Below are 24,361 nucleotides of genomic sequence, written 5' to 3' on the forward strand. Positions count from 1 at the left end.
ACTGGTGGCTGAGCGAGTACGCGTCCGCGAGATCCGCGAGATCGGTGACGACGAGGGGCAGCGCCTGCTGCGGATCATCCGCCGGGGCAGTGGGTCGGTGGTGACCTGGCGGCGGGCCCAGACGGTGCTGCTGTCCGCGCAGAGCATGCCGGTGACGAAGATCGCCGAGGTGACATTCACCAGCGCGGATCGGGTCCGGAATGTGATCCATAACTTCAACGCGGACGGCTTCGACTCCCCACTACCCGAAGTACAAGGGCGGTCGGCCCAGGACATTCGCCCTGCCCGAGCAGCGCGAGATCAAGAAGATCGCCAAGTCCAGGCCGGCCGGGCACGGTCTGCCGTTCTCGACCTGGAGCCCGGCCAAGCTGGCCGACTTCCTGGTCGCCGAGGGGGTGGTCGACGACATCAGCCACGAGGACCTACGGGTCCTGCTCCGCGAGGAGGGCATGTCCTTTCAACGCACAAAGACCTGGAAGACCTCCCGCGATCCCGACTACGCGGCCAAGAAGGCCCGCGTCGAGCACCTCTACGCGATTGCTGACGGCGAGGTCATACCTGAGGACGGCGAGCCCGAAGTCGTCTTCTGTCTCGATGAGTTCGGTCCGCTCAACCTCCAGCCCCACCCCGGTCGGCAGTGGGCCGAGCGCGGCGGACGACACAGGGATCCCGACCGGGAGCCGAGGCCTCGCAGGCGGGCGACCTACACCCGCTCGCACGGAGTCAGGCACCTTTTCGCCGCCTACGACCTGGGCAGGGACAGGCTCTACGGACACATCAAGCCGAAGAAGAACCGGACGAGATTCCTGGAGTTCTGCCGCTACTTGCGCAGCCTCTACCCGCTGGAGATCCGCATCTCGATCGTGCTCGACAACTTCTCCCCGCACCTGACCACGAAGAGGGACAGCCGGGTCGGCGACCGGGCCGCGGTCAACAACGTCGAGCTCGCCTGCACGCCTACGAACAGCTCGTGGCTGAACCGCATCGAGACCCAGTTCACCGCCCTGCGCTACTTCACCCTCGACGGCACCGACCACGCCAGCCACAAGGAGCAGGGCAGCATGATCCGCCGCTACATCATCTGGCGAAACCGTCACGCTGACGATCAACGGCTACGAGCCGTGGTCGACAGGGCGTCGCGGCAAGGCGCCTGCTCGGGCGCCCTCCCGCCCGCGGGCACCCCAGGCGTGAGCCCTCCGGCCCGGCGCTACGTGCCGACGACCCTCAGCGAGAGCCACAGCGCGAGGGTGGCGGCGAGCAGGGCCGCGGGGACGGTGAGGGCGCCGAGGGCCGTGAACTCCCTCAACCGCACGTCGTGACCGTGCTGGTGAACGATGCGGCGCCACAGCAGAGTGGCCAGGGAACCGGCGTAGGTGAGGTTCGGGCCGATGTTGACGCCGAGGAGGACCGCGAGGACGGCCCCCGGGCCGGAGGCGGCGGCGAGCGGGGCGAGGGCCAGGACCGCGGGCAGGTTGTTGATCACGTTCGCCAGCAGGGCGGCCAGGACGGCGGTGCCCAGCAGGGCGGGCAGGGACGTGCCGTGCGGGAGGAGGCCGGCGAGCAGTCCTCCGAGACCGTTGTCGACGACGGCGCGCACGACGATCCCGAGTGCCAGGACGAAGGCGAGGAAGGGCAGGGCCGCGGCGCGCACGAGGGCGGCCGGGGTGGTGTGCCGGCGGGCCAGGGCACGGACCGCGAGCACCGTGGCACCGGCCGCCGCGGCCCAGGCCGGGTCGGCGCCGCAGGCCGAGGCCACACCGAAGCCGGCGAGGGTCGCGGCGACGGTGAGCAGGGGGAACAGCGGCAGCCTGACGGGCTCGGCGTCCTCGTCCGACGCGCACGGGGCGGCCAGGTCGGCGGCGAAGAAGCGGCGGAAGACGGCGTACTCGACGGCGACGGCGGCCAGCCACGGCAGCGTCATCAGCAGCGCGAAGCGGGTGAAGGTCAGCCCCGTGGCGGTGAACGCGAGCAGGTTGGTCAGGTTGGACACCGGGAGCAGCAGGGAGGCCGTGTTCGACAGGTGGGCGCTCGCGTAGGCGTGCGGGCGGGGGCTCGTGCCCATCCGCGCGGCCGTGGCGAACACGACCGGCGTGAGCAGGACCACGGTGGCGTCCAGGCTCAGCGCGGCCGTGATCGCCGAGGCCAGTGCGAAGACCGCACCGAGCAGCCGCTCGGGGCGCCGCCGCGCCGAGCGGGCCATCCAGGTGCCGCAGGCCCGGAACAGCCCTTCGTCGTCGCAGAGCCTGGCCAGCACCAGGGCAGCCGCCAGGAACCCGATCACCGGCCCGAGCCGGGCCGCCTCCTCCCGCACATGGTCGAGCGGCACGGCGCCGACGGCGACCAGCAGCGCGGCGGCGGGTATCGCGAGGACCGCCTCCGACCACCCCGACCGGCGCAGGACAGCACCGGCCAGCACCACGATCAGCGCGACGACGGACAGGAAGGTGAACAGCACGTCGTAGATCATCCGATACCCGGGTGGCACGGTTCGCACCGGGCCACGGCCGGCCTCCGGGGGGACGGAAAGCGGGCGGGTTCCCTGTGCGCGCCCCGCCGGGCGTTCCGGTCGCCGGCCGGGGTGTGTGCCGGCGTCCGGGCGGGGGAACCTGGTGCGCCGGAGCGTGCCCTGGTGAGAGGAGCGCAAGTGACAGCGTCGACGTCGGCGGGAGGCGGCCGGGGGCCGGGCGCCGGGGATGACGGGTACGAGCCGGATCCGCACCGGTGGCGGGCCCTGTGGGTCACCCTGGTGGCCGGCTTCATGAGCCTGCTGGACGTGACGATCGTCGCGGTCGCCCTGCCCACGATCCAGCGGGACCTGCACGCCTCCCCCGCGCAGGTGCAGTGGGTGGTGTCCGGATACGCCCTCACCTTCGCCCTGGCGCTCGTCACCGCCGGGCGCCTGGGCGACGCGCTGGACCGGCGGCGCATCTTCCTCCTGGCCCTCGGCTGCTTCGTGCTCTTCAGCGCCGCCTGCGGAGCGGCCCCCGACATCACCCTGCTGGTGGCGGCGCGCCTGGCCCAGGGTCTGGCGGCCGGCTTCATGGCACCGCAGAACTCCGCGCTGATCCAGCAGTTGTTCCGCGGCGCCGAACGCGGCCGCGCCTTCGGCTTCTTCGGCGCGACCGTCGGCATCTCCTCCGCCGCGGGCCCGATCGTCGGCGGCTCCCTCCTCGCCCTGGCCTCCGGGCCGCAGGGCTGGCGGTGGATCTTCTACGTCAACGTTCCCCTCGGCGTCCTCGCCGTCCTGCTCGGCCGCCGCCTGCTGCCGCGCACCCGGCGTTCGGGGCGCGGGCACGTGGACCTGCCGGGCGTCCTGCTCCTCGGCCTCGGTGTCCTCGCCGTCATGTACCCGCTGGTCCAGGCGGAGTCCGGCGGCATCGGCCGCCTGTGGTGGCTGTTCCCCGCGGGCGCCGCGGTCCTCGCCCTGTTCGTCCGGTGGCAGCGCCGTCTCGTCGCCCGGGACGCCGAGCCGCTGCTCGACCCGCGCCTGTTCACCACCGTGCGCGGCTACGCGGTGGGCGCCGGTGTCGGCACCTTGTACTTCATCGGCTTCAGCGGCGTCTGGCTGGTGTTCGCCCTCTTCTACCAGCACGGCCTCGGCTTCTCCCCCCTGCGGTCGGGCCTGGCCGTGACACCGTTCGCCCTCGGGTCGGCGAGCGCCGCCGTGGTCGCGGGGCGGCTGGTGGACCGGTTCGGCCGGCTGCTCACCGTGTGCGGCCTCGCCGGCGTGATCGTCGGTCTGGGCGGCACCGCGCTGCTGCTCCGCTTCGCGCCCCTGGACACCGCTGCCTGGATCGCCGCCCCGGCGCTGTTCCTCGGCGGCGTCGGCGGCGGGTTCGTGGTCTCCCCCAACATCACGATGACGCTGCGGGACGTGCCGGTGCGCATGGCGGGTGCGGCGGGCGGTGCCCTGCAGACCGGGCAGCGGCTCGGCGCGGCCGTGGGCACGGCGGCCCTGCCGGGCCTGTACTACCTGGTGCTCGGCTCGGGTGACGACTACCGGGCCGCCGTCGTCACCGCGCTGGGCGCCGCCCTCGTCGGCATGGCGGCGTCGCTGGCCCTCGCGGTGTCCGACTGCCGGCGGGACCGGCGCGCGCGCCGTCCGGGCCGGCCGTGCCCGGACGAGGTCGCCCACCACCCGGTGCACGCCCGGCAGTCCTGACCGGCGGCCGGAGGACGAGCCTCATCCGACGGGCCTCGTCCGACGGGCCTGAGGTACGACCGGCCCGGCGCGTCCTCCGCGGGCGGGGGGCGGTCCGTGGTGCGGAACCGGGCCCGGTACGCGGTGGGGGACGCCCTCGCCGGCCCGGTGTCCGGCGCCGGTGTCCCGGCCGTCGAGATCGCGTCCGTCGTCATGCCCACCCGCCGGTCCTCCCTGCTCGGTTCCGCCGGTCCTCCCTGTGGAACCGAGTCTTCTCGCCCCGGTGATCCGACCGCCATGTCCGCAGCGCCGCGCATCCCACGGATACGGATACGGATACGGATACGGACACGGCGCACGCCGGACGCGCCGCGGCCCGGCGGTCAGCCGACGTCCGGCAGCGTGTCCGGGAAGGCCTCCTGCCGTGCCAGGCGGGCGTTGTGCTCACGGACGGCGGTCAGCCACCGCCACGGCTGCAGCTCGTCCAGGGACAGTCCCGGGCAGGCCAGCTGGTGCGGGATGCGGCACGTCGTGCCGGGCGGGGGCTCGTCCAGGCCGCCGTTCCAGGCGGTGCCGTCGCCGTCCAGGTGCCACCGGTGCCCGCCGGGGACGAGGTGGGCGGGCACGGTGAGGCGCGGTTCGAGGAGGACGTGCTGCCCGGTGTAGGTGGGCCTGCGCTCCCCGGTGAGTCCGCACCGCGGGCAGACCGGGGGGCGGGGTGGTTCGGGGCCCGTGGCGCCGTCGCGGCGGGCCTGGGCGCGGTCGGTGGTCCTCCACGGCTGCGGTGTGCCGACGGGCGGCTGCCGGGATCCGTCCGGGCCCGGCCCGGGCAACGGGACGATGCTGTCGGTGTACCCCATGCCCTGAGCGTGCGAGGCCCGCGCGGGAAGGGACAGGGCGTAGGCCGGGCGCACCAGGAGCAGAGGGACGGGGCACACGGGGGCGGGCGTACGGAGGAGCCGGCTTCCGCACGCGCGCGGGCGGGGCGCGGGTGACGTCCGCCGGGCGGGCGACCCGCTCGCGCGCCCGACGGTCGGGGAACGCCTCGTCGGACGCCGGCAGGTACACGACCGCCTGCGCGGCCTGTCCGTCCGTGTCGCACGGCGTCGCCGCTCCGCAGCCGTCCTGCCGGGCCGGCGGGCGGGCGGGCGGGCGCCGCGAGGATCTTCGGCATCCACGGGCTCACGACGCGCGGGACGGCGCACCGCCCCCGGCCGCCTCCCGCCACGCGGGGTGAGAGGCGGTGTCCTCAGATGCGGTAGCGGCGCAGGGCCGGTACGGCCGCCGCGAGGCCCAGCATGAGGGCGACGACCAGGAGGCCGCCGCCCGCGACGGCCGCGCGGGGGCCGAAGGCGGCGCCGGCCGTGCCGTGCAGGACGTCGGCCAGGCGGGGGCCGCCCGCGACCACGACGGTGAAGACGCCCTGCATCCGGCCGCGCATCTCGTCGGTGGCGGCGGACAGCAGGATCGCTCCGCGGAAGACCATGGAGACCATGTCGGCGATCCCGGCGGCGGCCAGGCAGACGACCGCGAGCCACAGGCTGCCGCTCAGCCCGAAGCCGGCGATCGCCGCGCCCCAGGCGACGACCGCGCCGATGACCATCCAGCCGTGCCGGCGGGCCCGGGAGAAGGTGCCGGAGAACAGGCCGCCCAGCAGGGCGCCGACGGGGATCGCCGCGAACAGCAGGCCGAGCGCGAGCCCCTCGCCGTACGGTGCGTAGGTCTCGGCGGCGAGCTGCGGGAACAGGGCGCGGGGCATGCCGAAGACCATCGCGATGATGTCCGCGAGGAAGGACAGCAGCAGGACCTTGTGCCGGGCGATGTAGCGGAAGCCCTCGGCTATCTCGCGCACCCCGGCGCGCCGGGCCGTCGAACCGGTCAGGGGAGGCAGCGCGGGCAGGCGGACGACGGCCCAGAGCGTGACGCACAGGGCGAGGGCGTCGATCAGGTACAGCTCGGGCAGGCCGATGACGGGGATGAGGGCGCCGGCCAGCAGCGGTCCGGCGACCAGGCCGGTCTGCATGACGGTGGAGCCGAGGGCGTTGGCCGCGGCCAGCTCGTGCGCCGGGACCAGCCGGGCGACGGAGGCGTTGCGGGCGGGCGCGTTGAGGCCGAAGAACGCCTGCTGCGCGGCGAGCAGCACCATGAGCACGGCCACCGAGTCGAGTCCGCCGACGGCCTGGAGCCAGAACAGGACCGAGGTGACGGCGATGCCGGTGTTGGTGATCAGCAGGAGCCTGCGCCGGTCCATGGTGTCGGCGACCGCGCCGCCCCACAGCGCGAACACCACCATCGGCAGCAGCCCGGCGAGGCTGGCGTAGCCGACCCAGGCGGAGGAGCCGGTGATGTCGTAGATCTGCTTGGGCACGGCGACGGCGGTGAGCTGGCTGCCGACGGCCGTGACGATGGTGGAGGACCACAGCCTGCGGTAGGCGGGCCGCCGCAGCGGACGGGTGTCCATCGCCCAGCGCCGCCAGCCGCGGCGCGCCTGCTCTGCTTGCGGGTCCTTCTCGGCCGGGGCCTCGGACGGGGTGCTGCTCTCGCTGGTGTCCACGCGCTTCCTGGGTGCTCGTTACATCTTTCTGTCGGGAGGTCACTATCGCAGCAGCCGCCGCGGTCGCCCGCGCGTGGGCCCGGCCGGCAGCACCTCGGGGTGCCGGTGGTGAAGCCGACTCGTGCCGTCGTGCCGTCCGTCCCGGCGGGGGCCACGGAGCCGTACGCCGTGCCGCACGCGGTGCCGTCGTCGCGCGGGGAGCGGAGCAGGAGGTCCTCGCGGCGCTCGTCCCGCGCTCACCGGTCGCGGTGGCGTGCACCGGCCGGATGTGCTCCGCGGGCGCGCCGTCCCGGGTCTCCCGCCGGACCGGCACCGGGCCGTCGGTGACCGCCTCCACCGTGCCGTTCCCACCGCCGGGAAGGAGCCGGCCGTCGCGGCCGGCCGGGAGCACGCCCGCCGGCGGCGCGCTCACCGCGGACTTCGTCCCGGGCGTGCGCGAACGTCCTCCCGGTGGACCGGCACGGCTCGGTCGCCGGGGGACGCCCCGGCCGGTGGGGGTCCGCCTTCCGGCCCGCTGACGCCCCCGCGGGGCAACGCGGTCGACGCGGGTGCCGCGCCTGCGCGTCACCGCCACGGGAGAGGACGGGCGCCGCGCGTGAGGGCTCAGCTCGTGAGGGGTTCGTAGTCGAACCAGTCGAAGCGCGCGGTGCCGGTCGCGGCGTACATGCCGATGACACGGCCGGTGAAGCCGCCGGCGACCTCGGTGGACAGGTACTTGCCGTCCAGTGCGGCGAGGGCGGTGAAGGTGCCGTCCGGTTCCTCGATGCCGAACGTGACGGTGTCGGGGCCGGTGCGCGGGTCGTTCACCGCGTCCGCGGCGGTCACCTCGATGCGCAGCCGTACGGGTCCGGGCGGTGCCGGCCGGGATGCCACCACGGTGCTCAGCGGACCGATCCGGGCGCGCACCCGCACCTCGCCGGGCGATGCCTCGAGGTCGTAGTGGTGCTGTTCGTCGAGGCGGACGGCCAGGCCGCCGCTCCCCTCCGACACGTCGGCCAGGGCGCGCACGCGGCAGGAGAGGTGCTGCTGGCGCCTGCCGACGAAGGTGACGCCGGGGTCGTCGAGCGAGGCGCCGCGGGCGCGCAGGGTCAGCCAGCCGGGCCGTTCCCCGGTGGTGCAGTCCTCCGGGGGCCGGTGGCGCAACGAGACCCAGTGCGGGGGCAGTTCGCCCAGGTCGAAGTCGTCGCGGGCCGGTGCGGCGGCGACGGGGTGCAGCGGCCAGGCGGGCTCGGGCAGGACGGACGGCAGGTCGCCCACCACCGGCCAGCCGTCGGCCCAGTCGACCGGTGCCAGGAAGGTCTCCCGGCCGAGGACGTGCCAGCCGGGGGTGCCGCCGCCCGGCCGCACGCCGAGCAGCACCATCCACCACGACCCGTCGGGGGCCTGGACCAGGTCCGCGTGGCCGGTGTTCTGGACGGGGTGGTCGGTGCCGCGGTGGGTCAGGATCGGGTTGGCCGGGCACGGCTCGAACGGGCCGTCGGGGGTGCGGCCGCGGGCGACCGAGACGCCGTGGCAGCGCTCGGTGCCGCCCTCGGCGATGAACAGGTACCAGTAGTCGCCGATGTGGTGGAGGTGCGGGGCTTCGGGGGCCTTGGCGCCGGGCGTGCCGGACCAGATGCGGCGCTGCGGGCCGGACGTCTCCCCGGTGCGGGGATCGATGCGGACCTGCGCGACTCCGGCGGTGGTGCACCAGCAGGTGCCGTCGTCGTCCCAGGCGAGGTCGGGGTCGATGCCGTGCACTCCGGGCAGCCGGACGGGGTCGGACCAGGGTCCGGCCGGGTCGGTGGCCGTGAACAGCAGGTTCCCGTCGCCGCTGACGTTGGTGACGATCAGCCAGAAGCGGCCGTCGTGGTACCGCAGCGTGGGCGCGTAGACGCCGCCCGAGGAAGGCGAGTCCGGCGGCAGGCGCAACTGGCTCGGACGGTCCAGGGCGTTGCCGATCTGGGTCCAGTGCACCAGGTCCCGGCTGTGGAAGAGGGGCACACCCGGGAAGTACTCGAAGCTGGAGCAGGCCAGGTAATAGTCGTCGCCCGCCCGGCATATGGACGGATCGGGGTGGAAGCCGGGGATCACGGGATTGCGGACGGTGCTGCGCGTCCCGGGCGTGCTCGACACTCTCATGAGGTCCTCTCCCCGCTGTCTTCCGGCAGCGGATGCTCGGCGGGGCCGGTGCGTTCGACGGCTTTCCGCGTCGAACACGACACCCGCACCCGGGACATGATGACCGACCGTCCCGGCGTCCGCCCCGCTGGTCCCCGTCCCGGGCCGTCCGCCGGCCCGGGACGCCGGTCCCACGCCCTCGTGGACTTCCGGCTCGGTGCTGCCGGCCGGACCCGTCGGGAGCGTCGGAGCACCCGTGGTCACGCCGTCCTCCGCCGAGGGACCCGGCCTCCGCGGCGGAACCGTCCGTCCCCGGTCAGGACGCACGCCCCGAGCGGGCCGGTACCGCCACCACGCCGCGTCCTGCCCGGGCGCGGCCCTCGGCGAGGGACCCGCGCGGCACGCGGCGCGCGGGTCCGTGAGGCCGGGGGCGCGGTCCGGGGACGGCTGCGGCACGCCGGGCCCCGAGGGGACCGACCGCCGCGCGGACGGGCCGCCCGGCGGTCCTGCGCGTGATCGCGACGAGTGCGGGCCGTCGGCGGTCGCCGGGCCGGCGAGGCGCCCTCCGGAGAGGTCCGGGCCGCCGCCCTGTCGCTGCTCGGCCCGGAGGACGGCGACACCCGCACCGCCCGCGAGGACGTACGGCGTCCGGTACAGGGTTTGGACGACCCGCACGAGCCGGTCCGTCACCACGCCGCCGCCGGTCTCCTCCGGTGGGCGGAGGCCGCCGGAGCCCTGCCCCCGGACGGCGGCCGGGCGCGCGCCCGTCTGGCGCTGCTCGCCTCCGGCGACGGCTCGGTGCGGGTGCGGGGCGCCGCCGTGGACGTACTGGAGGCCCCTGCCGCGCACGGCCCCGGCGCCTGACCGGCGGGCGTGCTCATCCGTCGGGCCGGGTCCCGATCCACAGGCCCGCCCGGCGGCGGTGGACCGTCACGTACGACAGGCCGTCCTCCCCCGCGGTCAGGCTGCGGGCGCTGCCGTGCGGCAGCCAGACCAGGCTGCCGGGGGTCAGCCGCTGCGGGCCCGGTGCCGAGCCGAGGGTGCCGTCGCCGGCGACGACGAGCAGCAGGACGTCGAGGTCCGGTTCGCGGTGGGTGCCGATGTGCCCGTGGGGCGGGACGCGGACGAGGTTGGCGTCGAGCTGGCGTCCCGGCTCGGCCAGCCGCCACAGCGCGCCGGTCCCCGCCGGCTCGGCGGCGAGCGACTCCGTGTGGCACAGGACCCGCGGAACGGGCCCGTCGTCCGCCCCGGTGGGGGCCTCCGCGTCAGTCATGAACCGTCACCATCCCCTACGCACCTCCCGCCGCCCGGCGCCGGTCGTCCGGCCCCCGGGAGGGAGGGTGCCGGGTCCGTGACGTACCGCACACCACCCGAGGACGGATCAAACAGGAATCTAACATGCGCATTTGCTAGCGTCCGGGTGTGCGGCTGACGAAGTTCACCGACCTGGCGCTGCGTGCCGTGATGCGCCTGGCGGTCTCCGAGCAGGACGGTTCCCCGACCACCCGGGAGGTGGCGGAGGCCATGGGCGTGCCCGCCACGCACATGGCGAAGGCCGTCACCCGCCTGCAGCACCTCGGCGTGCTGGAGGCCCGGCGGGGCCGCGGCGGCGGACTGGCGCTCACCCCCCTGGGCCGTCACGCCTCCGTCGGCTGGCTGGTGCGGGAGCTGGAGGGCGAGGGCGAGGTCGTCGCCTGCGAGGGCGATTCGCCCTGCCCGCTGCGCGGGGCGTGCCGCCTGCGCCAGGCGCTGCGCGACGCGCAGGAGGCCTTCTACGCCACGCTCGACCCGCTCACCGTGGCCGACCTGGTGACCTCCCCGACCGGACCCGTCCTCGTCGGACTCGTCGGCCACCGCCCCGGGTGACCCGCGGCCCGCCCGACACGGACCGGCCACACACGCCGTAAAACACGAATGTCACATACCAATTAAGGAGTCGCCGTGCTGTCCGAGCAGGCCACCCCGGTCGTCCGCGCCACCCTGCCCGTCGTCGGGGCGTCCCTCGGCGAGATCACCGAGCTGTTCTACGCCAAGCTCTTCGCCGACCGCCCCGAGCTCCTGAGGGACCTCTTCAACCGCGGCAACCAGGCCGGCGGCGACCAGCAGAAGGCCCTGGCGGGCTCCGTCGCGGCCTTCGCGGGCATGCTGCTCGACCACCCCGGGACCCGGCCGGACGCCCTGCTCACCCGGATCGCCCACAAGCACGCCTCCCTCGGCATCACCGCCGACCAGTACGCGCTCGTCCACCACCACCTCTTCGCCGCGATCGGCGACGTCCTCGGCGGCGCCGTCACCGAGGAGGTGGCCGCCGCCTGGGACGAGGTCTACTGGCTGATGGCCAACGCGCTGATCGCCCTGGAGACCCGGCTCTACCAGGAGTCCGGTACCCCCGACGGGCGGACGTGGCGCCCGATGGAGATCGTCGAGCGGCGCGAGGAGACCCCCGACGCGGTCTCGTTCGTCCTGCGCCGCACCGACGGCGCCCCGGCCGGCCCCTTCCGCCCGGGCCAGTACGTCAGCGTGCGGGTCGAACTCCCGGACGGCGCCCGCCAGATACGCCAGTACAGCCTCTCCCGCGCACCCGGCGACCCGCAGTGGCGCATCACCGTCAAGCGCCTGCGCGGCGGTGCGGGCCCCGAGGGCGAGGTGTCGTCCTGGCTGCACGAGCACGCCCGGGCCGGTGACGTGCTGACCGTCTCCGCGCCGTTCGGCGACCTGGTGCTGCCGGAGGGCGACGGGCCGCTGCTGCTGGCCTCCGCCGGGATCGGCGTCACGCCGATGCTGTCGATGCTCGGCCGGCTGGCGGCCGGGGGCACCGCCCGCCCGGTGACCGTGCTGCACGCCGACCGCACCCCCGCCGACCACGCCCACCGCGACGAGCAGCTCCGGCTCGTCCGGGCGGTCCCGGGCGCCCGGCTCCACCTGTGGTACGAGGAGCCGGGCGACCTCGCGCCGCAGGCACGGCGCGGCCTGGCCGACGTGAGCGCGCTCGACCTCCCCGAAGGGCTGACCGCCTACCTGTGCGGCCCGCTGCCGTTCATGCGCGCCGTACGCGGCGACCTCCTCCGCCGCGGCGTCCCCGCCCGGTCGATCCACTACGAGGTCTTCGGGCCCGACCTCTGGCTCGCCGGCGAGTAGAACGGACCGAACGAAAGGAAGCGCCCATGGACACCACCGCCGCCGCGGCCGCCGTCACCTTCGTGTGGCTCGGGATGGTCCTGGCCATCTCCTTCCTGGAGGCGCCGCTGAAGTTCCGGGCACCCGGCGTCACCGTGCCCCTCGGGCTCGGCATCGGCCGCCTGGTCTTCCGCGCGCTCAACCGCGTCGAGACGCTGCTGGCCGCCGCCGTGATCGCGCTGACGGCGGCCGGCGGAGGCCCCGCCTCCGTGGCGGTGCTCACCGCGGTCGCCGCGCTCGTGCTCGCCGCGCAGCTGCTCGTGATCCGGCCGCGCCTCAACCGCCGTTCGGACCGGGTGCTCGCCGGTGAGGAACTGCCCCGCTCCCGCGCCCACCTCCTGTACGTGGCCGCGGAGACGGTCAAGGTCCTGGTTCTCCTCGCGCTGGGGATCGAGAGCCTCACGGTCTGAGCACGGCGTGGTGCGACCGGCCCCGGCGGGGCGGCCCGGCGAGGCCGCCCCGCCGGGGCCGGTCCGTCATCGCGGGGTGCCGCCGCGCCGGGCGTAAGCGCGGGCGGCGCGGGCGCGGTCGCCGCAGCGGGTGGAGCACCAGTGGCGGCGGCCGTGGGTGCGCAGCAGGAACCGGTCGCAGGGCGGGGAGCCGCACGCGGCGAGGAGGCCGGCGTCCGGGCCGGTGAGCAGGTCGGCGGCGTCGGCGGCGAGGACCGCCAGCGCGTGGTTCACGGCCTGGTCGGTGGGGTGGGCCTCGACGCGGCACGGCCCCCGCGTCGCGTCCCAGGCGAGCAGGGGTGCCGTGGGCACGGCCGTCAGCGCCGCGTTCACCGCGTGCAGGGACCGCTCGGGCGGGGCGGCGCCCTCGACGCGGGCGGCGAAGAGGGCTCGTACGTGGTCGCGCAGGGTGCGCATGCGCCGCGCGCACACGTCGTACAGCCGGACCTCCGGGGTGGTCAGCCGGTGGGCGGCGAGCCAGCGCACGGCGGAGCCGGGGGCGGCGAGCAGGTCGTAGCCCTGGCCGCCGGGGAGGGTCGCGGCGGTGTCGGCGAAGTCCAGGGAGCGGTAGCGGTCGGTGCCCGGAGCCGGGGGCAGAGCGGCCCGCGCCAGGTCGGCGGCCACGGTCTCTTCCATGTCCTCATGGTAGCCCTTGCCTTTTTCCGTGATGCCCGCATAGGTTCCCTCACGGAAAACACGACATCCATCCGTGAGGAACACTCGTCCATGTCCCAGCACCTCGCCGACCGGGTCCCGGTCCGCACCTTCGGCGGCCCACCGCCCTCTTCGTGTACGGCGGCCTGCGCTTCCTGACCGACCCGACCTTCGACGGGCCCGGCGACTACCCCACGGCCGGCCCGCTCCTGACCAAGACCGCGCCCTCCGCCGCGACGCCCGCCGGCCTCGGTCCGGTCGACGTGGTGCTGCTCTCGCACGACGAGCACGCCGACAACCTCGACCGCTCCGGCCGGGCCCTGCTCGCGGACGTCCCGCTCACGCTCACCACCACCGGCGGCGCCGGGCGCCTGGGCGGGAAGGCCAGGGGCCTGGCCGACTGGGAGTCGGCGGAGCTGGACCGCCCCGGCGGCGGCACGGTCACCGTGACCGCCGTGCCCGCCCTGCACGGCCCCGGCACGCGTGAGGAGACGGAGCCGTTCACCGGCCAGGTCGTCGGGTTCGTCCTGACCGGCGAGGGCCTGCCCACCGTGTACGTCAGCGGTGACAACGCCTCCCTCGACGTGGTCGAGGAGATCGCCGGGCGCTTCGCCCCGGTGGACACCGCCCTCCTCTTCGCCGGAGCCCCCCGCTTCCCCGTCCTCTTCGACGGCGCGCCGCTCGTCCTGGACAGCGCGCAGGCCGCCGAGGCCGCGCGCCTGCTCGGCGCCCGCCGGGTCGTGCCCGTGCACTACGACGGCTGGGCCCACTTCACGGAGGGCCGCGACGCGCTGGAGGCCGCCTTCGGCGCCGCCGGCCTGGCCGACCGCCTGGACTGGGGGCGGAACGCCTGAGGCCAGACCCTGCCCGGCCGCACGGGCGGCCCGCCGTCCCGGAGGCCTGCCTCCCGCCGGGTGTCCCTACGCCGGCGACTCCTCGTAGGCGCCCTGCTCGACGATGCCGCGCAGGCGGTGGGCGGCGGTGAGGAGTTCCCGGTGGGTGGTGTAGAGGGCGTTCACGCCGAAGCGCAGGAGGTCCGGGGGCCGCATGTCGATGATCACGCCGTGGTCCGCCAGGGCCCGGGTCAGGCCTCCGGCGTGCGGGTGGCGCAGGGCGACGTGGCTGCCGCGGCGTGCGGGGTCGGCGGGCGTGACGGACTCGAAGCCCAGCGGGGCGAGGAGTGCGGCCGCGCAGTCCAGGAAGAAGCCGGTGAGGGACAGGCTCTTGGCGCGCACCTGCGCCAGGTCGACGTCGTCGAAGACGGTGAGCGCGGCCTCCAGGGAGAGCAGGGACAGGATGGGCGGCGTGCCGATCCGGGCACGGCCCACGCCCGGCGCGGGCGCGTAGTCACGGCCCATGCCGAAGGGGTCGGCGTGACCGGTCCAGCCGGGCAGCGGCGTCTCGAACGCCTCGTGGTGGCGCCGGGCCACGTAGAGGTAGGCGGGGGCGCCGGGGCCGCCGTTGAGGAACTTGTAGCCGCAGCCGACGGCGAAGTCCACGCCGAGGGCGTCGAGGTGCAGGGGAAGAGCACCGGCGGCATGGCACAGGTCCCACACCACCAGGGCGCCGGCCCGGTGCGCGGCCTCGGTGACCGCCCGCATGTCGTGCAGCTCGCCGGTGCGGAAGTCGACGGGCGAGTAGCTGACCACGGCGACGCGGTCGCCCTCGGCGGCCAGGAACGAGGCCAGGCCGGCCGGAGGGACCCAGCGTGTTTCGAGGCCCTGGCGGCCGGCCACCGCCCGGGCCAGGTACCGGTCGGTGGGGAAATGGCCGGGGTCGGTGACCAGCAGCGTCCGGCCGGGGCGCAGTGCCGACGCGGCGCTGAGCGCGGTGAACAGCTGCACGCTGGTGGAGTCGCCCGCCACCGTCTGCCCGGGCGCGGCACCGAGGAGGCGGCCGACGGCGTCGCCCACCCGCAGGGGTGCGGCCCACCAGCCGTTGGTCTCCCAGGAGCGGATCAGGTCGGTCCCCCACTGCCGGGTCACGACGTCGGTGAGGGCCCGGGGGACGGCGGCGGGCAGGGCGCCCAGGGAGTTGCCGTCGAGGTAGACGACGCCGTCCGGGAGGAGGAAGCGGTCACGGAAGGGGGCCAGGACGTCGTCGGCGTCGAGCCGCGCGGCCTGCTCGTCGAGTGCGGTGGGAGCGGTCGTCACGTCTGCGGGACCTTTCCGCTGTCGTCGTCCGGACGTCGTGCGCCGAACGCGGCCGCCATCTCCCCCAGGGTGTCGGCGACCGCGCGGGCGCCGGGCGCACCCGGTTCGATGAGCGTGTAGTGGCCCGTGCCGGGCAGCACGACGGTCCGCAGATCGCGGTGCACGGACGCGTAGTCGGCGAACTGGGTGAGCGGGACCTCCTCGTCGGCGGCTCCGTGCAGCAGCACGGTGGGGACGCCGGTCGTGCCCGCGCCGCGCAGCAGGGTGAGGGGGTCGACGGAGGGCAGCCGCTCCTCGAACACGTCCTCGCCGCCGAGGAGTTGCAGGGCGGCGCCGTCGCTGAGGTCGTCGCGGCGGGTGGCGGTCAGGTCCGTGAGCGGGGCGAGGGCCAGCACGGCGGTGGGCAGGACCCGGGTGTGCCAGCGCGAGCCGGGCGGCAGCAGGCCGCGGGCCGCGCACCACAGGGCGAGGTGGCCGCCCGAGCAGTGCCCCGCCAGGACGTACGGCCGCCCCTGCGGCAGGGTGTCCACGATCCGCGCGACGTCGTCGAAGGTCTCCGGGTAGCCGCCGGCGCCGCCGGAGCGGCGGAAGCCGGGCAGCAGGACGTCGAAGCCCTGCCGGGAGAGGTAGGCCGCGAAGGGGGTCAGGTGCATGCGGTCGTAGCGCCAGTAGCCGCCGTGCAGCAGGATCACCAGCGGGGCGTCCGGGTCGTCGGCGGGCCAGGCGTCGTAGACCTGGTGCGGGTGGTCCCCGTAGCGGCCGTGCGCGGGCGCCAGGACCGGCTTCAGGCTCAGCACCCGCCGCTCCTCCTCGGCCGCGAAGGCGGAGATGGTCCTAGACGCCACCGCGCACCTCCCACAGCTCCGGGAAGACCGGGCGGGCCGCCCGCTGCTCCAGCCAGGCCAGCCCGGTGGAGCCGGCGCTGCCGCTCTTGGTCCCCATGGCGCGGCGTACCACCATGACGTGGTCGAAGCGCCAGCGCGCGACGAGTTCGGCGATGTCGGTGAGCAGTTCGCCGAGGGTGAGCAGCGGGTGGTGCGGCGGGCCCGCGTACACCTGCCGCCACGCCTCGACCACGTCCGGGTCCGGGCCGTACAGGTGGGTCACGTCCCGTTCCCGGACGTGCTCGGGGACCGGCAGGCCCCGGCGGTGCAGGAAGCGCAGCACCTCGTCGTACAGGGACGGCTCGCGGTAGGTCTCGCCGAGCGCCTCGTGGACGGCGGCGTCGCCCTGGTGGAGGCGGAGCATCCCGGCGGACTTCTCGCCCAGCAGGAACTCCATGTGCCGGTACATCGCCGACTGGAAGCCGGAGGCCCTGCCGAACGCGGCCCGGAAGCCGTTGAACTGGCCGGGTGTCAGCGACGCGATCGGCGCCCAGGCGGCGTTGAGGGCGGTCAGGGCGCGGCGGCTGCGCACCAGCGCGTCCAGGGCCGCGTCCAGGTCGTCCTTGGCGAAGGCCGTCCTGGCGGTGCGCCACTCGTGGACGATCAGGGTGAACCACAGCTCCATCACCTGGGTGGTGACCAGGAACCCCATCTCGTCCGGGGCCTCGGTGAGGGGCTGCTGCAGCGTGTTGAGGACGGTCGCGTGCACGTACGTGTCGTAGGGGCTCGCGCCCGGGAAGGGCTGGGTCAGCGGGTCGGCGTCGTCCACGGCGGGCGGGGCGGACGTGCGGTCGGTCATGGCATCTCCTAGTGCTGCCGTCGGCCGGGGGCGCGGCCGTGCGGCCGGGGCGGGGGCCACCGGTCGCACGGTGCGGGGAAGCGGGGCCGCGGGCGGCCGTCTCATACGCCGAGGTGGACGCCGCCGGAGGCGTCGATCCACTGGCCGGTCACCCAGCGGGCCTCGTCGCTCGCCACGAAGGACACGACGTCGGCGATGTCCGCGGGGGCGCCGAGCCGGCCGAAGACGGAGGCGTCCGAGTACCTCTGGCGGATCTCCGGGATGCTCAGCGTGGGGTTGATCTCCGTCTCGGTGTAGCCGGGCGCGACGCTGTTCACCGTGATGCCCCGGGGGCCGAGCTCCTGCGCGAGGGTCAGGGTGAGGTAGTCCAGGGCGGCCTTGGTCATGGTGTAGGCGACGATCGGGGGGAAGGCGACGCGGGTGGCCACCGAGGAGACGTTCACGATCCTGCCGCCGTCGCGCAGCCGGTCCAGTCCGCGCTGCACGATGAAGAACGGCGCCTTGGTGTTGACGGCGAACACCCGGTCGTAGTCCGCCTCGGTGACGTCCGCGATGCGGCGCGGGAGGGTGATGCCGGCGTTGTTGACGAGGATGTCCACGCCGGGTGCCGCGTCCTGTGCGGCCAGGGCCCGGTCGTAGGCCTCCCAGAGCGTGTCGGCGTCGCCGGGGACGCCGAGTTCGGCGTGGACGGGGAAGGCCCGGCCGCCGTCGGCCTCGATCTCCTTGACCGTGCGCTCGGCCGCCGCCCGGTCGTGGCCGTAGTGGACGGCGACGAGGGCGCCCTCGCGGCCCAGGCGGCGGCTGACGGCCCGCCCGATGCCGCGGCTTCCTCCGGTGACCAGGGCGGTCTTGCCCTCGTGCCGCAGGGTGATGGTCAACGTCTTTCTCCTTCGGGTGAGTGGGGACCGGCTCCGCCACGGGCGTGCGCCGGGTCAGGCGTCGAAGTCGAGGGTGAGGTCGGTGCCGAGCGGCCGGGCCCGGCACACGAGCGTGTAGCCCGCGGCGAGTTCCCCGGCGTCCAGGGCGTGCTGGGGGCCTGCCGTCACCCGGCCGGACACGACGCGGGCCCGGCAGCTGCCGCACACGCCCTCCCGGCAGGCGTAGGGCACGTCGGGGTGGGAGCGCAGCAAGGCGTCGAGGAGCGTGGTGTCCTCGGGTCCGGCGGTCGCGAGGCGGCGGCGGCCGCCGAGCAGGGCGGTGACACGGGTGCGGTGCGGGGCGTCCGCCGGGCGGGGCGGGGCGCTCCGCCGGGGGGTGCCGGCGGGCGTGAAGGACTCCGAGCGGATCAGGGCCGGGTCGGCGCCCCACGCCGTCAGCGCCCGGTGCAGTGCGGCGACCAGGCCGCCCGGGCCGCACAGGGCGAAGGCGGTGCCGGGGCCGGGGCGGGCGTCGACCGCGCCGAGCAGGCGCGGGAGGCTCACCTCGTCGATCCGCCCGCCCGGCAGGCCGCTGCCGTGCTCCTCCCGGGTGAGGACGTACAGGACGGTGAGGCGGTCGACGAACGCGTCCTTCAGGCCGGCCAGTTCGTCGGCGAGCAGGGCGTCGGCGGACGTCGGGACCGAGTGGACCAGGGAGACGCGGCAGGCGGGGTCCTCGCGCAGCGCGGCGGCGGCCATGGCGGCGAGGGGGGTGATGCCCGAGCCGCCCGCGATCAGCACGTGGTGGCCGCCGGGCTGCCGGGGCAGGGCGAAGGCGCTGACGGGCGGGGAGAGTTCGAGGACGTCGCCCGGCGCCAGGGCGGTGGCGGCGTGGGCGCCGAAGCCGTCGGGGGCGCCGCGCCGGACGACCAGGCGCAGGGCGGCCGGGTCGTCGGGCGGGGGGCACACCGAGTAGCTGCGGCGCAGTTCCGTGCCGGCGCGGTGGTGCCGGACCACGACGTGGTCGCCGGGCCGGTGGGCGAAGACCTCGCGCAGGGGCTCGGGCACCTCCAGGGTGATCGCGACCGCGTCCCCGGGCACGTGCCGGACCTCGGCGGTGACGAGGCGGTGCCAGCCGGTGCGCCGGCCCGCGGGCACCGGCTGGACGAGGGGTCCGGGGCGGGGGGCGGGAGGGGGTGTGACGGGCGGGGTGGTGGCCGGGGCGGGTGCGTCGGCGGTGGTGCCGGCCGGGCCCGGAGCGGCAGCGGTCGTCCGGGGGGCGTCGGTGGTGTTCATGGTCTGGTCCGCCTCACAGCGCGCCGAGGTGGGGGAAGAGTTCCTGGCAGGCCGTGCACCGCAGTACCGACTGGCAGCGGGCCGGCCCGAAGGGGCTGTGCGGCCGGGTGGCGCGCGAGCCGCAGTGCGGGCAGGGCACCCGGGCCAGGCCGACGGCGACCGGACCGCCGGCCGGTACGGGGACGGGCGGGGCGATGCCGTGGGCGGCGAGCTTCTCCCGGCCGGCGGCCGTGATGCGCTCCGGCGTCCACGCCGGGGACAGCACCTGCCGCACCCGCCCTCCGGGGTGGCCGCTCGCGGCGAGCACGTCGCGGACCGCCGAGACGATCACGGGCAGCGCCGGGCAGCCCAGGTAGGTCGGGGTGATCTCCACTTCGAGCACGCCGTCGGCGGCCGGGGCGACCGAGCGGATCACGCCGAGGTCGCCGAGGCCGATCATCGGCAGCTCCGGGTCGGGCAGCGCCTCCACCAGGGCCCGGACCTCCGCCGCCGTGCGGGCGGGGCGCAGGGCCGTCACGGGCCGGGGCGCCGGGGCCGCCGTCCGGGCCGGCGCGCGTCGCGTCACCGAGGGGGTACGGCCGTTCACCAGCGGCCTCCCGGGAACTGCCGGTGCACCGACTGCATTTCGGCGATCAGCGGCCCGAACTCCTCGGTGTGCAGGCCGGTGCGTCCGCCGCGGGCCTGCCAGCCCGGTGCCGGCACGGTCAGACCCGCCCGGGTCACGACCTCGCTCACGCGCCGCTCCCACTCCGGGCGCAGCGGGGCCGGCGAGGGGACCGTGCCCGCCGCCACGAGGTGGCGCAGGACCTCGTCCTCGTCGAACAGCTCGGCGGTGTAGGGCCACACCCGTTCCAGGCCGCGCTGCATGCGGCGGGAGCTCTCGGCGGTGCCCAGGCCCAGCCGCAGCGTCCAGTTGTCGGCGTGCATCCGGTGGAAGGCCACCTCCCTGGCGGCCCGTTCGCCGAAGCCGGCCAGCCGGGGGTCCGCGCAACCGGCCAGGGCCTCGTAGTGGAGGACCGCGTAGTGGGTGTACGCCAGTTGCCGCGCGACGGTCACCGCGAAGTCCCCGTTGGGCAGCTCGGTCAGCAGGGCGTTGGTGAACTCCCGGTCGGAGCGGGTGAAGGCGAACTCGTCCTCGGTGCGGCCGGTTCCGTCGACGCGGCCGCTGAGGGTGAGCAGCGTGCGGGCGTGGCCGATCAGGTCGAGGGCGATGTTGGACAGGGCCATGTCCTCCTCGATGGCCGGTGCCCGCGTGATCCACTGGCACAGCCGCTGTCCGAGGACGAGCGCGTCGTCGCCGAGGCGCAGCAGGTGCACGGCGAGGTGGGCGTCGACGCGGCCGGTGTCCGCGGCCACGGCCGGGTCAGTCGATGTGGTCACCTTCAGGGCCTTTCTCGGTCAGCGGCGCGAACTGCTCCGGATACCGGTAGGGCTTGTGCCGGGCGCCCGCGAAGAACGGGTCGCGTTCGTCCGGGGAGGCCGCGTGCACGGCGTCCGAGCGGACCACCCACAGCGACAGCGGGTCGCCGCGCCGGGTGTACAGGTCGCGGGCCCGCAGCAGGGCCGTGTCGGCGTCGGCGGCGCGCACGGAGCCCACGTGCTGGTGGGCGAGGCCGCGGCGCGGCCTGAGGAAGACCTCCCAGGACGCCGGAGCGCCCTCCCGCTGCGGGCTCATCGGCGCTCACCCGCCCGGGCGCGCGCGGCCCCGGTCACGACGACCGGGTCCGCGGCCTCGGCCGGACCGGCGTCCGTGTCCATGTCGGCGTGCGTGTGCGTGTCCGTGTGCGTGTCCGTGTCCGCGTGCGTGTCCGTGTCCGCGTGCGTGTCCGCGTGCGTGTCCGTGTCCAGGGTCCCGGCCGCTTCCGTCTTCACGGCTCCGGCCGCAGCCGTCTGCACGGTTCCGACCGCAGCCGTCCTCACGGCCCCGGCCTCAGCCGTGCCCGCGGCTTCGACCGCAGCGTCCGTGCCCGCGGCCTCGCTCGCCGGGTCCGTGCCCGCCGCCTCCACCGCGTCCGTGCCCGCGGCCGGGGCCGCCTGCGGGACCGGGCCCGGTGCGGGCGGCCCGTCGGCCGGCTCCGCGGGCGGTGGTCCGCCGGCCGGGAAGCGTGCGGCGTACGCGGCGGACGCCTCCCGCACCCAGGCGCCGTCCTCGTGCGCCGCGCGCCGGTGCGCGATGCGCTGCCGGGACCAGTGCGTGTCGTCGCCGAGCGCCGCGCGGTAGACGTCCCAGTCGACCGGCGTGAAGTCGTAGTGGCCGCGTTCCTCGTTCCAGCGGATCGCCGGGTCCGGGAGGGTGAGTCCGAGGCGTTCGGCCTGGGGGACGCAGCCGTCGACGAAGCGCTGGCGCAGTTCGTCGTTGGTGTGGCGCTTGATGCCCCAGGCCATGGCCCGGCGGGAGACCGCGGCGCCGAGGGCCGCGGTGCGGCTGTCGACACCGCCCGCCTCGGTGTCGGGCGGGCCGAACATCAGCGCCACGGCCGGCAGCCACCAGCGGTTCACCGCGTCCTGGGCCATCGCCTTCTGCTCCGGCGTGCCCTCGCACAGGGCGCGCAGCAGGTCGTAGCCCTGCCGCACGTGGAAGGCCTCCTCCTGGCAGACGCGGCGCATCGCCCGGGCGTACGGCCCGTAGGACGTGCGGCACAGGGGCGCCTGGTTGATGACCGCGGCGCCGTCCGTCAGCCAGGCGATGGCGCCGGTGTCGGCCCACGTCAGCGCGGGGTGGTTGAACGTCGCCGAGGCCCGCTGCTGCCCCCGGTGCAGGGCGTCGAGCAGGTCGGCCCGGTCCACGCCCAGCGTCTCGGCGGCGGAGTAGAGGTACATGCCGTGCCCGGCCTCGTCCTGGACCTTGGCGATGAGCACCGACTTGCGGTACAGCGAGGGCGCCCGGGTGAGCCAGGCGCCCTCCGGCTGCATGCCGATGATCTCGGAGTGCGCGTGCTGGGCGATCTGACGGAGCATCATCCTGCGGTAGCCGTCGGGCATCCAGTCGCGGGGCTCGACGGTCTCCCCCGCCGCGACGAGGCCGTCGAAGTGCGCGAGCAGCTCGTCCTGCGGGGCGGGCGCGGTGTCGGTCGGCTGTGCGCTCATGCGGCGCCCCCGCAGCCGGTCCCCGCCGCGGCGGTGGGCACGTACCGGCCCTCGGACCGGACGTATGGCCTGGGCACTGGCATCACTCCTTGGCACTCCTCGGGCTCCGGCGCGCCCGGCGCGTCGCGGCGGGCGGCGGGTGCGGCCTCCGCCCGGGAAAGAGGCCGCGCACGGGCCCCGCTATCCCCGTGCCGGCCGGTGCGGACGCGTGACAAAGGTCACGCGGGACCGCGGGGATTGCGCCCCGGCGCGCGGCCCTCTTGCTGGGGTGACAAGGCACCCACGAGATCCGCTCGCCGGCCGCCGGCCGCGGCGAAAGGGGAAAGCATGAGCACCATCAGGGAGCTGCTGGTCGAACTCACCGGCACCGCCGAGTTCGCCGACGCCGAGCGGATCGGTGACGACACCGACCTCGCCGCGAGCGGCATCGACTCCGGCGACCTGGTCCGTCTCGTCCTCCTCGTCGAGCAGCGGCTCGGCGTGGAGATCACCGCCGACGACATGGAGAAGCTGCGCACGATCGCCGACTACGAGCGGTTCACCGCCGAGCGTTCCACCGCCGGCGCCGGCGGTGCGTGATGTGGCTGAACCAGCTGCTGGAGCGCAACCGCCAGTGCTATCCGGACCGGTTGGCGCTGATCGACGAGCAGCGCCGGCTGACCTGGACGCAGTTCCACGACCGCGTGCTCGAACTGGCACGGGGGCTGGCCGACCTCGGCATCGGGCGCGGTGACCGCGTCGCGGTGCTGTCCAAGGACCGCATCGAGGTCCTGGAGGCGTACTTCGCGCTCGCCCGGCTCGGCGCGCTGTTCGTCCCGCTGAACCACAGCCTGGCCGTGCCCGAGGTCGCCGGCATCGTGGAGCGCGTCGGCGCGGTGGCCGTGCTCGGCGAGTCGGAGCTGCTGGACCGGCACCCCGAGCTGCCCGAGTCGGTGCGGATCAGGATGGCGCTGGACAAGCCGGCGTTCGAGGCCCTGGGCACGCTGGCCGCCGAGCGGGACCTGCCCGAGGTGGCCGACACCGACCCGATCGCCGTGCTGCACACGTCGGCGACCACGGGCCGGGCCAAGGGCGTCACGGTGGACAGCGCCTCGTTCCGCGCCATCGCGCTGGGCTGGCTGGTCATGGCCCGGCCCACCGACGACATCGTCATGGTCAACTGCTGCCCGCTGTACCACGGCAGCATGGTGGTGTCCCTGACCTACCTGGCGGCCGGCGCCACCGTCGTCCTCATGCCCGGCTTCACCCCGCAGCGGGCGCTGGCCGCGGTGGAGGAGCACCGCGCCACCCACATGTGGCTGGTCCCGCAGATGCTCCGCTTCATGCTCCAGGCCAAGGGCGCCGCCCGCGCCGACCTGTCCTCGCTGCGGGAGGTCCTGTACGGCGCCGCCCCCATGCCCCTGGACGTGTACGCCGACGCCGTGGAGCGCCTCGGCTGCGGTTTCCGCCAGGTCTACGGCATGACGGAGGTCGGCGGCCCGTTCGTCACCCTCGGTCCCGACGAGCACCCGGCGCCGGGGGACGTCACCGCCCGCATCCCCTGCGGACGGGTCGTGCCCGGCATGTCCGCCCGCGCGGTCGACGGGGCCGGGCGGGACCTGCCCCGCGGCGAGATCGGCGAGATCGTGGTGCGCGGGCCGGGCGTCATGCAGGGCTACTGGAACGATCCCGAGGCCACCCGCGAGATCACCCTGGACGGCTGGATCAGGACCGGCGACCTGGGGTTCGTCGACGAGGCGGGCCGCATCCACCTCGTGGACCGCACCAAGGACGTCATCATCCGGGCCGGGCAGAACGTGTACCCCTCGGAGATCGAACGCGCCCTGATGTCCCACCCGGCGGTCCGCGACGCCGCGGTCGTCGGCATGCCCGACGAGGACTACGGCGAGGTGCCGCTGGCGTACGTCGTCGCCGAGCCGGACACGCGGGCCGCGGACCTGCTCGCCCACGTCGGACAGCGGCTCGCGCCCTACAAGCGCCCGCGGCGGGTGGAGTTCATCGAGCAGGTGCCCCGCAACCCCGCCGGGAAGATCGTCAAGAAGCTGCTGCGGGTCTGACGAGTGCGTCCGCGCCAGTGCCCCGCCCCCACGGCCGGCCGTCCCCCGGGCCCGCTGCCCGGCGTGGCGGTCGGTCCGGGGCCCGGCGGGGCCGCTCGGCCGGGCCCGCAGCCACCCTCGTGGGCCGCGTCCGGGGAACCCTCCGGCACGGCA

22 protein-coding genes and 2 pseudogenes are annotated in these 24,361 nt (G+C 75.5%); 9 read left to right on the forward strand and 15 right to left on the reverse strand.

Annotated features, from left to right (window positions below; translation table 11 throughout):
- Positions 1-4: 4 nt before the first annotated feature.
- Positions 5-1,139: pseudogene (locus tag ACIF8T_RS31810) on the forward strand (IS630 family transposase); the annotation flags it as partial.
- A gap of 68 nt (positions 1,140-1,207) precedes the next feature.
- Here ACIF8T_RS31810 and ACIF8T_RS31815 read toward each other — a convergent pair.
- On the reverse strand, positions 1,208-2,467 hold the full coding sequence (locus tag ACIF8T_RS31815) for an SLC13 family permease (protein ID WP_400039865.1): 1,260 nt from the start codon (positions 2,465-2,467) through the stop codon (positions 1,208-1,210).
- A gap of 177 nt (positions 2,468-2,644) precedes the next feature.
- Here ACIF8T_RS31815 and ACIF8T_RS31820 point away from each other — a divergent pair, with 177 nt between their 5' ends.
- Complete coding sequence (locus tag ACIF8T_RS31820; protein WP_400039802.1) at positions 2,645-4,162, forward strand: MFS transporter; 1,518 nt, start codon at positions 2,645-2,647, stop codon at positions 4,160-4,162.
- A gap of 362 nt (positions 4,163-4,524) precedes the next feature.
- On the opposite strand, the gene ACIF8T_RS31825 is transcribed toward ACIF8T_RS31820, so the two are convergent.
- From ACIF8T_RS31825 to ACIF8T_RS31835, 3 genes are all read right to left on the reverse strand, one after another.
- On the reverse strand, positions 4,525-5,001 hold the full coding sequence (locus ACIF8T_RS31825; protein ID WP_400039804.1) for a DUF6083 domain-containing protein: 477 nt from the start codon (positions 4,999-5,001) through the stop codon (positions 4,525-4,527).
- Positions 5,002-5,390: 389 nt separating this feature from the next.
- Positions 5,391-6,695: an MFS transporter gene (locus ACIF8T_RS31830; RefSeq protein ID WP_400039805.1), complete on the reverse strand. Its 1,305-nt coding sequence runs from the start codon at positions 6,693-6,695 to the stop codon at positions 5,391-5,393.
- Positions 6,696-7,298: 603 nt separating this feature from the next.
- A complete protein-coding gene (locus ACIF8T_RS31835) occupies positions 7,299-8,816 on the reverse strand; it encodes a glycoside hydrolase family 43 protein (RefSeq protein WP_400039807.1) in 1,518 nt (505 codons plus the stop codon).
- Positions 8,817-9,320: 504 nt separating this feature from the next.
- Between ACIF8T_RS31835 and ACIF8T_RS31840 the strand changes: the two genes are divergently transcribed.
- Positions 9,321-9,659 (forward strand): hypothetical protein, encoded by a 339-nt coding sequence (locus ACIF8T_RS31840; RefSeq protein ID WP_400039809.1) that lies wholly within the window; start codon positions 9,321-9,323, stop codon positions 9,657-9,659.
- Between the two features lie 13 nt (positions 9,660-9,672).
- Here ACIF8T_RS31840 and ACIF8T_RS31845 read toward each other — a convergent pair whose 3' ends face one another.
- Positions 9,673-10,068 (reverse strand): cupin domain-containing protein, encoded by a 396-nt coding sequence (locus tag ACIF8T_RS31845; protein WP_400039811.1) that lies wholly within the window; start codon positions 10,066-10,068, stop codon positions 9,673-9,675.
- A gap of 149 nt (positions 10,069-10,217) precedes the next feature.
- Here ACIF8T_RS31845 and ACIF8T_RS31850 point away from each other — a divergent pair, with 149 nt between their 5' ends.
- From ACIF8T_RS31850 to ACIF8T_RS31860, 3 genes are all read left to right on the forward strand, one after another.
- Entirely contained in the window at positions 10,218-10,661 is a 444-nt protein-coding gene (locus tag ACIF8T_RS31850) for an RrF2 family transcriptional regulator (protein ID WP_400039813.1), read from the forward strand.
- A 75-nt stretch (positions 10,662-10,736) separates the two neighbouring features.
- Positions 10,737-11,933: a globin domain-containing protein gene (locus ACIF8T_RS31855; protein ID WP_400039814.1), complete on the forward strand. Its 1,197-nt coding sequence runs from the start codon at positions 10,737-10,739 to the stop codon at positions 11,931-11,933.
- Positions 11,934-11,959: 26 nt separating this feature from the next.
- Entirely contained in the window at positions 11,960-12,382 is a 423-nt protein-coding gene (locus ACIF8T_RS31860; protein WP_400039816.1) for a hypothetical protein, read from the forward strand.
- A 66-nt stretch (positions 12,383-12,448) separates the two neighbouring features.
- Here the strand turns inward: ACIF8T_RS31860 and ACIF8T_RS31865 are convergent, their stop codons facing one another.
- Positions 12,449-13,057 (reverse strand): ABATE domain-containing protein, encoded by a 609-nt coding sequence (locus tag ACIF8T_RS31865; protein ID WP_400039818.1) that lies wholly within the window; start codon positions 13,055-13,057, stop codon positions 12,449-12,451.
- Between the two features lie 152 nt (positions 13,058-13,209).
- On the opposite strand from ACIF8T_RS31865, the gene ACIF8T_RS31870 reads away from it, so the two are divergent.
- Positions 13,210-13,929: an MBL fold metallo-hydrolase gene (locus tag ACIF8T_RS31870; protein WP_400039819.1), complete on the forward strand. Its 720-nt coding sequence runs from the start codon at positions 13,210-13,212 to the stop codon at positions 13,927-13,929.
- 66 nt (positions 13,930-13,995) lie between these two features.
- Here ACIF8T_RS31870 and kynU read toward each other — a convergent pair whose 3' ends face one another.
- The 9 genes and pseudogenes from kynU to paaA form a co-directional block, all read right to left on the reverse strand.
- The gene (gene kynU, locus ACIF8T_RS31875; RefSeq protein ID WP_400039821.1) at positions 13,996-15,228 is read right to left on the reverse strand and encodes a kynureninase; all 1,233 of its coding nucleotides are present in this window, start codon (positions 15,226-15,228) and stop codon (positions 13,996-13,998) included.
- Complete coding sequence (locus ACIF8T_RS31880) at positions 15,225-16,073, reverse strand: alpha/beta hydrolase family protein (protein ID WP_400039823.1); 849 nt, start codon at positions 16,071-16,073, stop codon at positions 15,225-15,227. Before ACIF8T_RS31880 ends, kynU begins: the two co-directional genes overlap by 4 nt.
- A complete protein-coding gene (locus tag ACIF8T_RS31885) occupies positions 16,063-16,911 on the reverse strand; it encodes a tryptophan 2,3-dioxygenase (protein ID WP_400039825.1) in 849 nt (282 codons plus the stop codon). Before ACIF8T_RS31885 ends, ACIF8T_RS31880 begins: the two co-directional genes overlap by 11 nt.
- A gap of 101 nt (positions 16,912-17,012) precedes the next feature.
- Positions 17,013-17,789, reverse strand: a complete 777-nt coding sequence (locus tag ACIF8T_RS31890; RefSeq protein ID WP_400039827.1) for an SDR family oxidoreductase — start codon at positions 17,787-17,789, stop codon at positions 17,013-17,015.
- 54 nt (positions 17,790-17,843) lie between these two features.
- A complete protein-coding gene (locus tag ACIF8T_RS31895) occupies positions 17,844-19,064 on the reverse strand; it encodes a 2Fe-2S iron-sulfur cluster-binding protein (RefSeq protein ID WP_400039828.1) in 1,221 nt (406 codons plus the stop codon).
- A gap of 13 nt (positions 19,065-19,077) precedes the next feature.
- Positions 19,078-19,581: a 1,2-phenylacetyl-CoA epoxidase subunit PaaD gene (paaD, locus tag ACIF8T_RS31900; RefSeq protein WP_400039867.1), complete on the reverse strand. Its 504-nt coding sequence runs from the start codon at positions 19,579-19,581 to the stop codon at positions 19,078-19,080.
- A gap of 65 nt (positions 19,582-19,646) precedes the next feature.
- Positions 19,647-20,420, reverse strand: coding sequence for a 1,2-phenylacetyl-CoA epoxidase subunit PaaC (gene paaC / locus ACIF8T_RS31905; RefSeq protein ID WP_400039868.1), 774 nt, complete (start codon positions 20,418-20,420; stop codon positions 19,647-19,649).
- A gap of 7 nt (positions 20,421-20,427) precedes the next feature.
- Positions 20,428-20,739 (reverse strand): 1,2-phenylacetyl-CoA epoxidase subunit PaaB, encoded by a 312-nt coding sequence (paaB, locus tag ACIF8T_RS31910; protein ID WP_400039830.1) that lies wholly within the window; start codon positions 20,737-20,739, stop codon positions 20,428-20,430.
- A gap of 428 nt (positions 20,740-21,167) precedes the next feature.
- Positions 21,168-22,151 (reverse strand): annotated as a pseudogene (gene paaA, locus ACIF8T_RS31915) (1,2-phenylacetyl-CoA epoxidase subunit PaaA); the annotation flags it as partial.
- Positions 22,152-22,478: 327 nt separating this feature from the next.
- Here paaA and ACIF8T_RS31920 point away from each other — a divergent pair.
- Positions 22,479-22,730: an acyl carrier protein gene (locus ACIF8T_RS31920; RefSeq protein WP_351839143.1), complete on the forward strand. Its 252-nt coding sequence runs from the start codon at positions 22,479-22,481 to the stop codon at positions 22,728-22,730.
- On the forward strand, positions 22,730-24,208 hold the full coding sequence (locus tag ACIF8T_RS31925; protein WP_400039832.1) for a class I adenylate-forming enzyme family protein: 1,479 nt from the start codon (positions 22,730-22,732) through the stop codon (positions 24,206-24,208). The genes ACIF8T_RS31920 and ACIF8T_RS31925 overlap by 1 nt, the downstream gene beginning before the upstream one ends.
- Positions 24,209-24,361 lie beyond the last annotated feature (153 nt).

It is taken from the genome of Streptomyces sp. NPDC085946 (assembly GCF_044540485.1).
Classification (GTDB): Bacteria; Actinomycetota; Actinomycetes; order Streptomycetales; family Streptomycetaceae; genus Streptomyces.

Bases quoted from the DNA above. Each gene is read 5' to 3' on its own strand.
- ACIF8T_RS31860 (WP_400039816.1), top strand. From the start codon at position 11,960: ATGGACACCACCGCCGCCGCGGCCGCCGTCACCTTCGTGTGGCTCGGG.
- ACIF8T_RS31825 (WP_400039804.1), bottom strand. From the start codon at position 5,001: ATGGGGTACACCGACAGCATCGTCCCGTTGCCCGGGCCGGGCCCGGAC.
- ACIF8T_RS31815 (WP_400039865.1), bottom strand. From the start codon at position 2,467: ATGATCTACGACGTGCTGTTCACCTTCCTGTCCGTCGTCGCGCTGATC.
- ACIF8T_RS31920 (WP_351839143.1), top strand. From the start codon at position 22,479: ATGAGCACCATCAGGGAGCTGCTGGTCGAACTCACCGGCACCGCCGAG.
- ACIF8T_RS31865 (WP_400039818.1), bottom strand. From the start codon at position 13,057: ATGGAAGAGACCGTGGCCGCCGACCTGGCGCGGGCCGCTCTGCCCCCG.
- paaB (WP_400039830.1), bottom strand. From the start codon at position 20,739: ATGAGCCCGCAGCGGGAGGGCGCTCCGGCGTCCTGGGAGGTCTTCCTC.
- ACIF8T_RS31845 (WP_400039811.1), bottom strand. From the start codon at position 10,068: ATGACTGACGCGGAGGCCCCCACCGGGGCGGACGACGGGCCCGTTCCG.
- ACIF8T_RS31835 (WP_400039807.1), bottom strand. From the start codon at position 8,816: ATGAGAGTGTCGAGCACGCCCGGGACGCGCAGCACCGTCCGCAATCCC.
- ACIF8T_RS31895 (WP_400039828.1), bottom strand. From the start codon at position 19,064: ATGAACACCACCGACGCCCCCCGGACGACCGCTGCCGCTCCGGGCCCG.
- ACIF8T_RS31885 (WP_400039825.1), bottom strand. From the start codon at position 16,911: ATGACCGACCGCACGTCCGCCCCGCCCGCCGTGGACGACGCCGACCCG.
- ACIF8T_RS31925 (WP_400039832.1), top strand. From the start codon at position 22,730: ATGTGGCTGAACCAGCTGCTGGAGCGCAACCGCCAGTGCTATCCGGAC.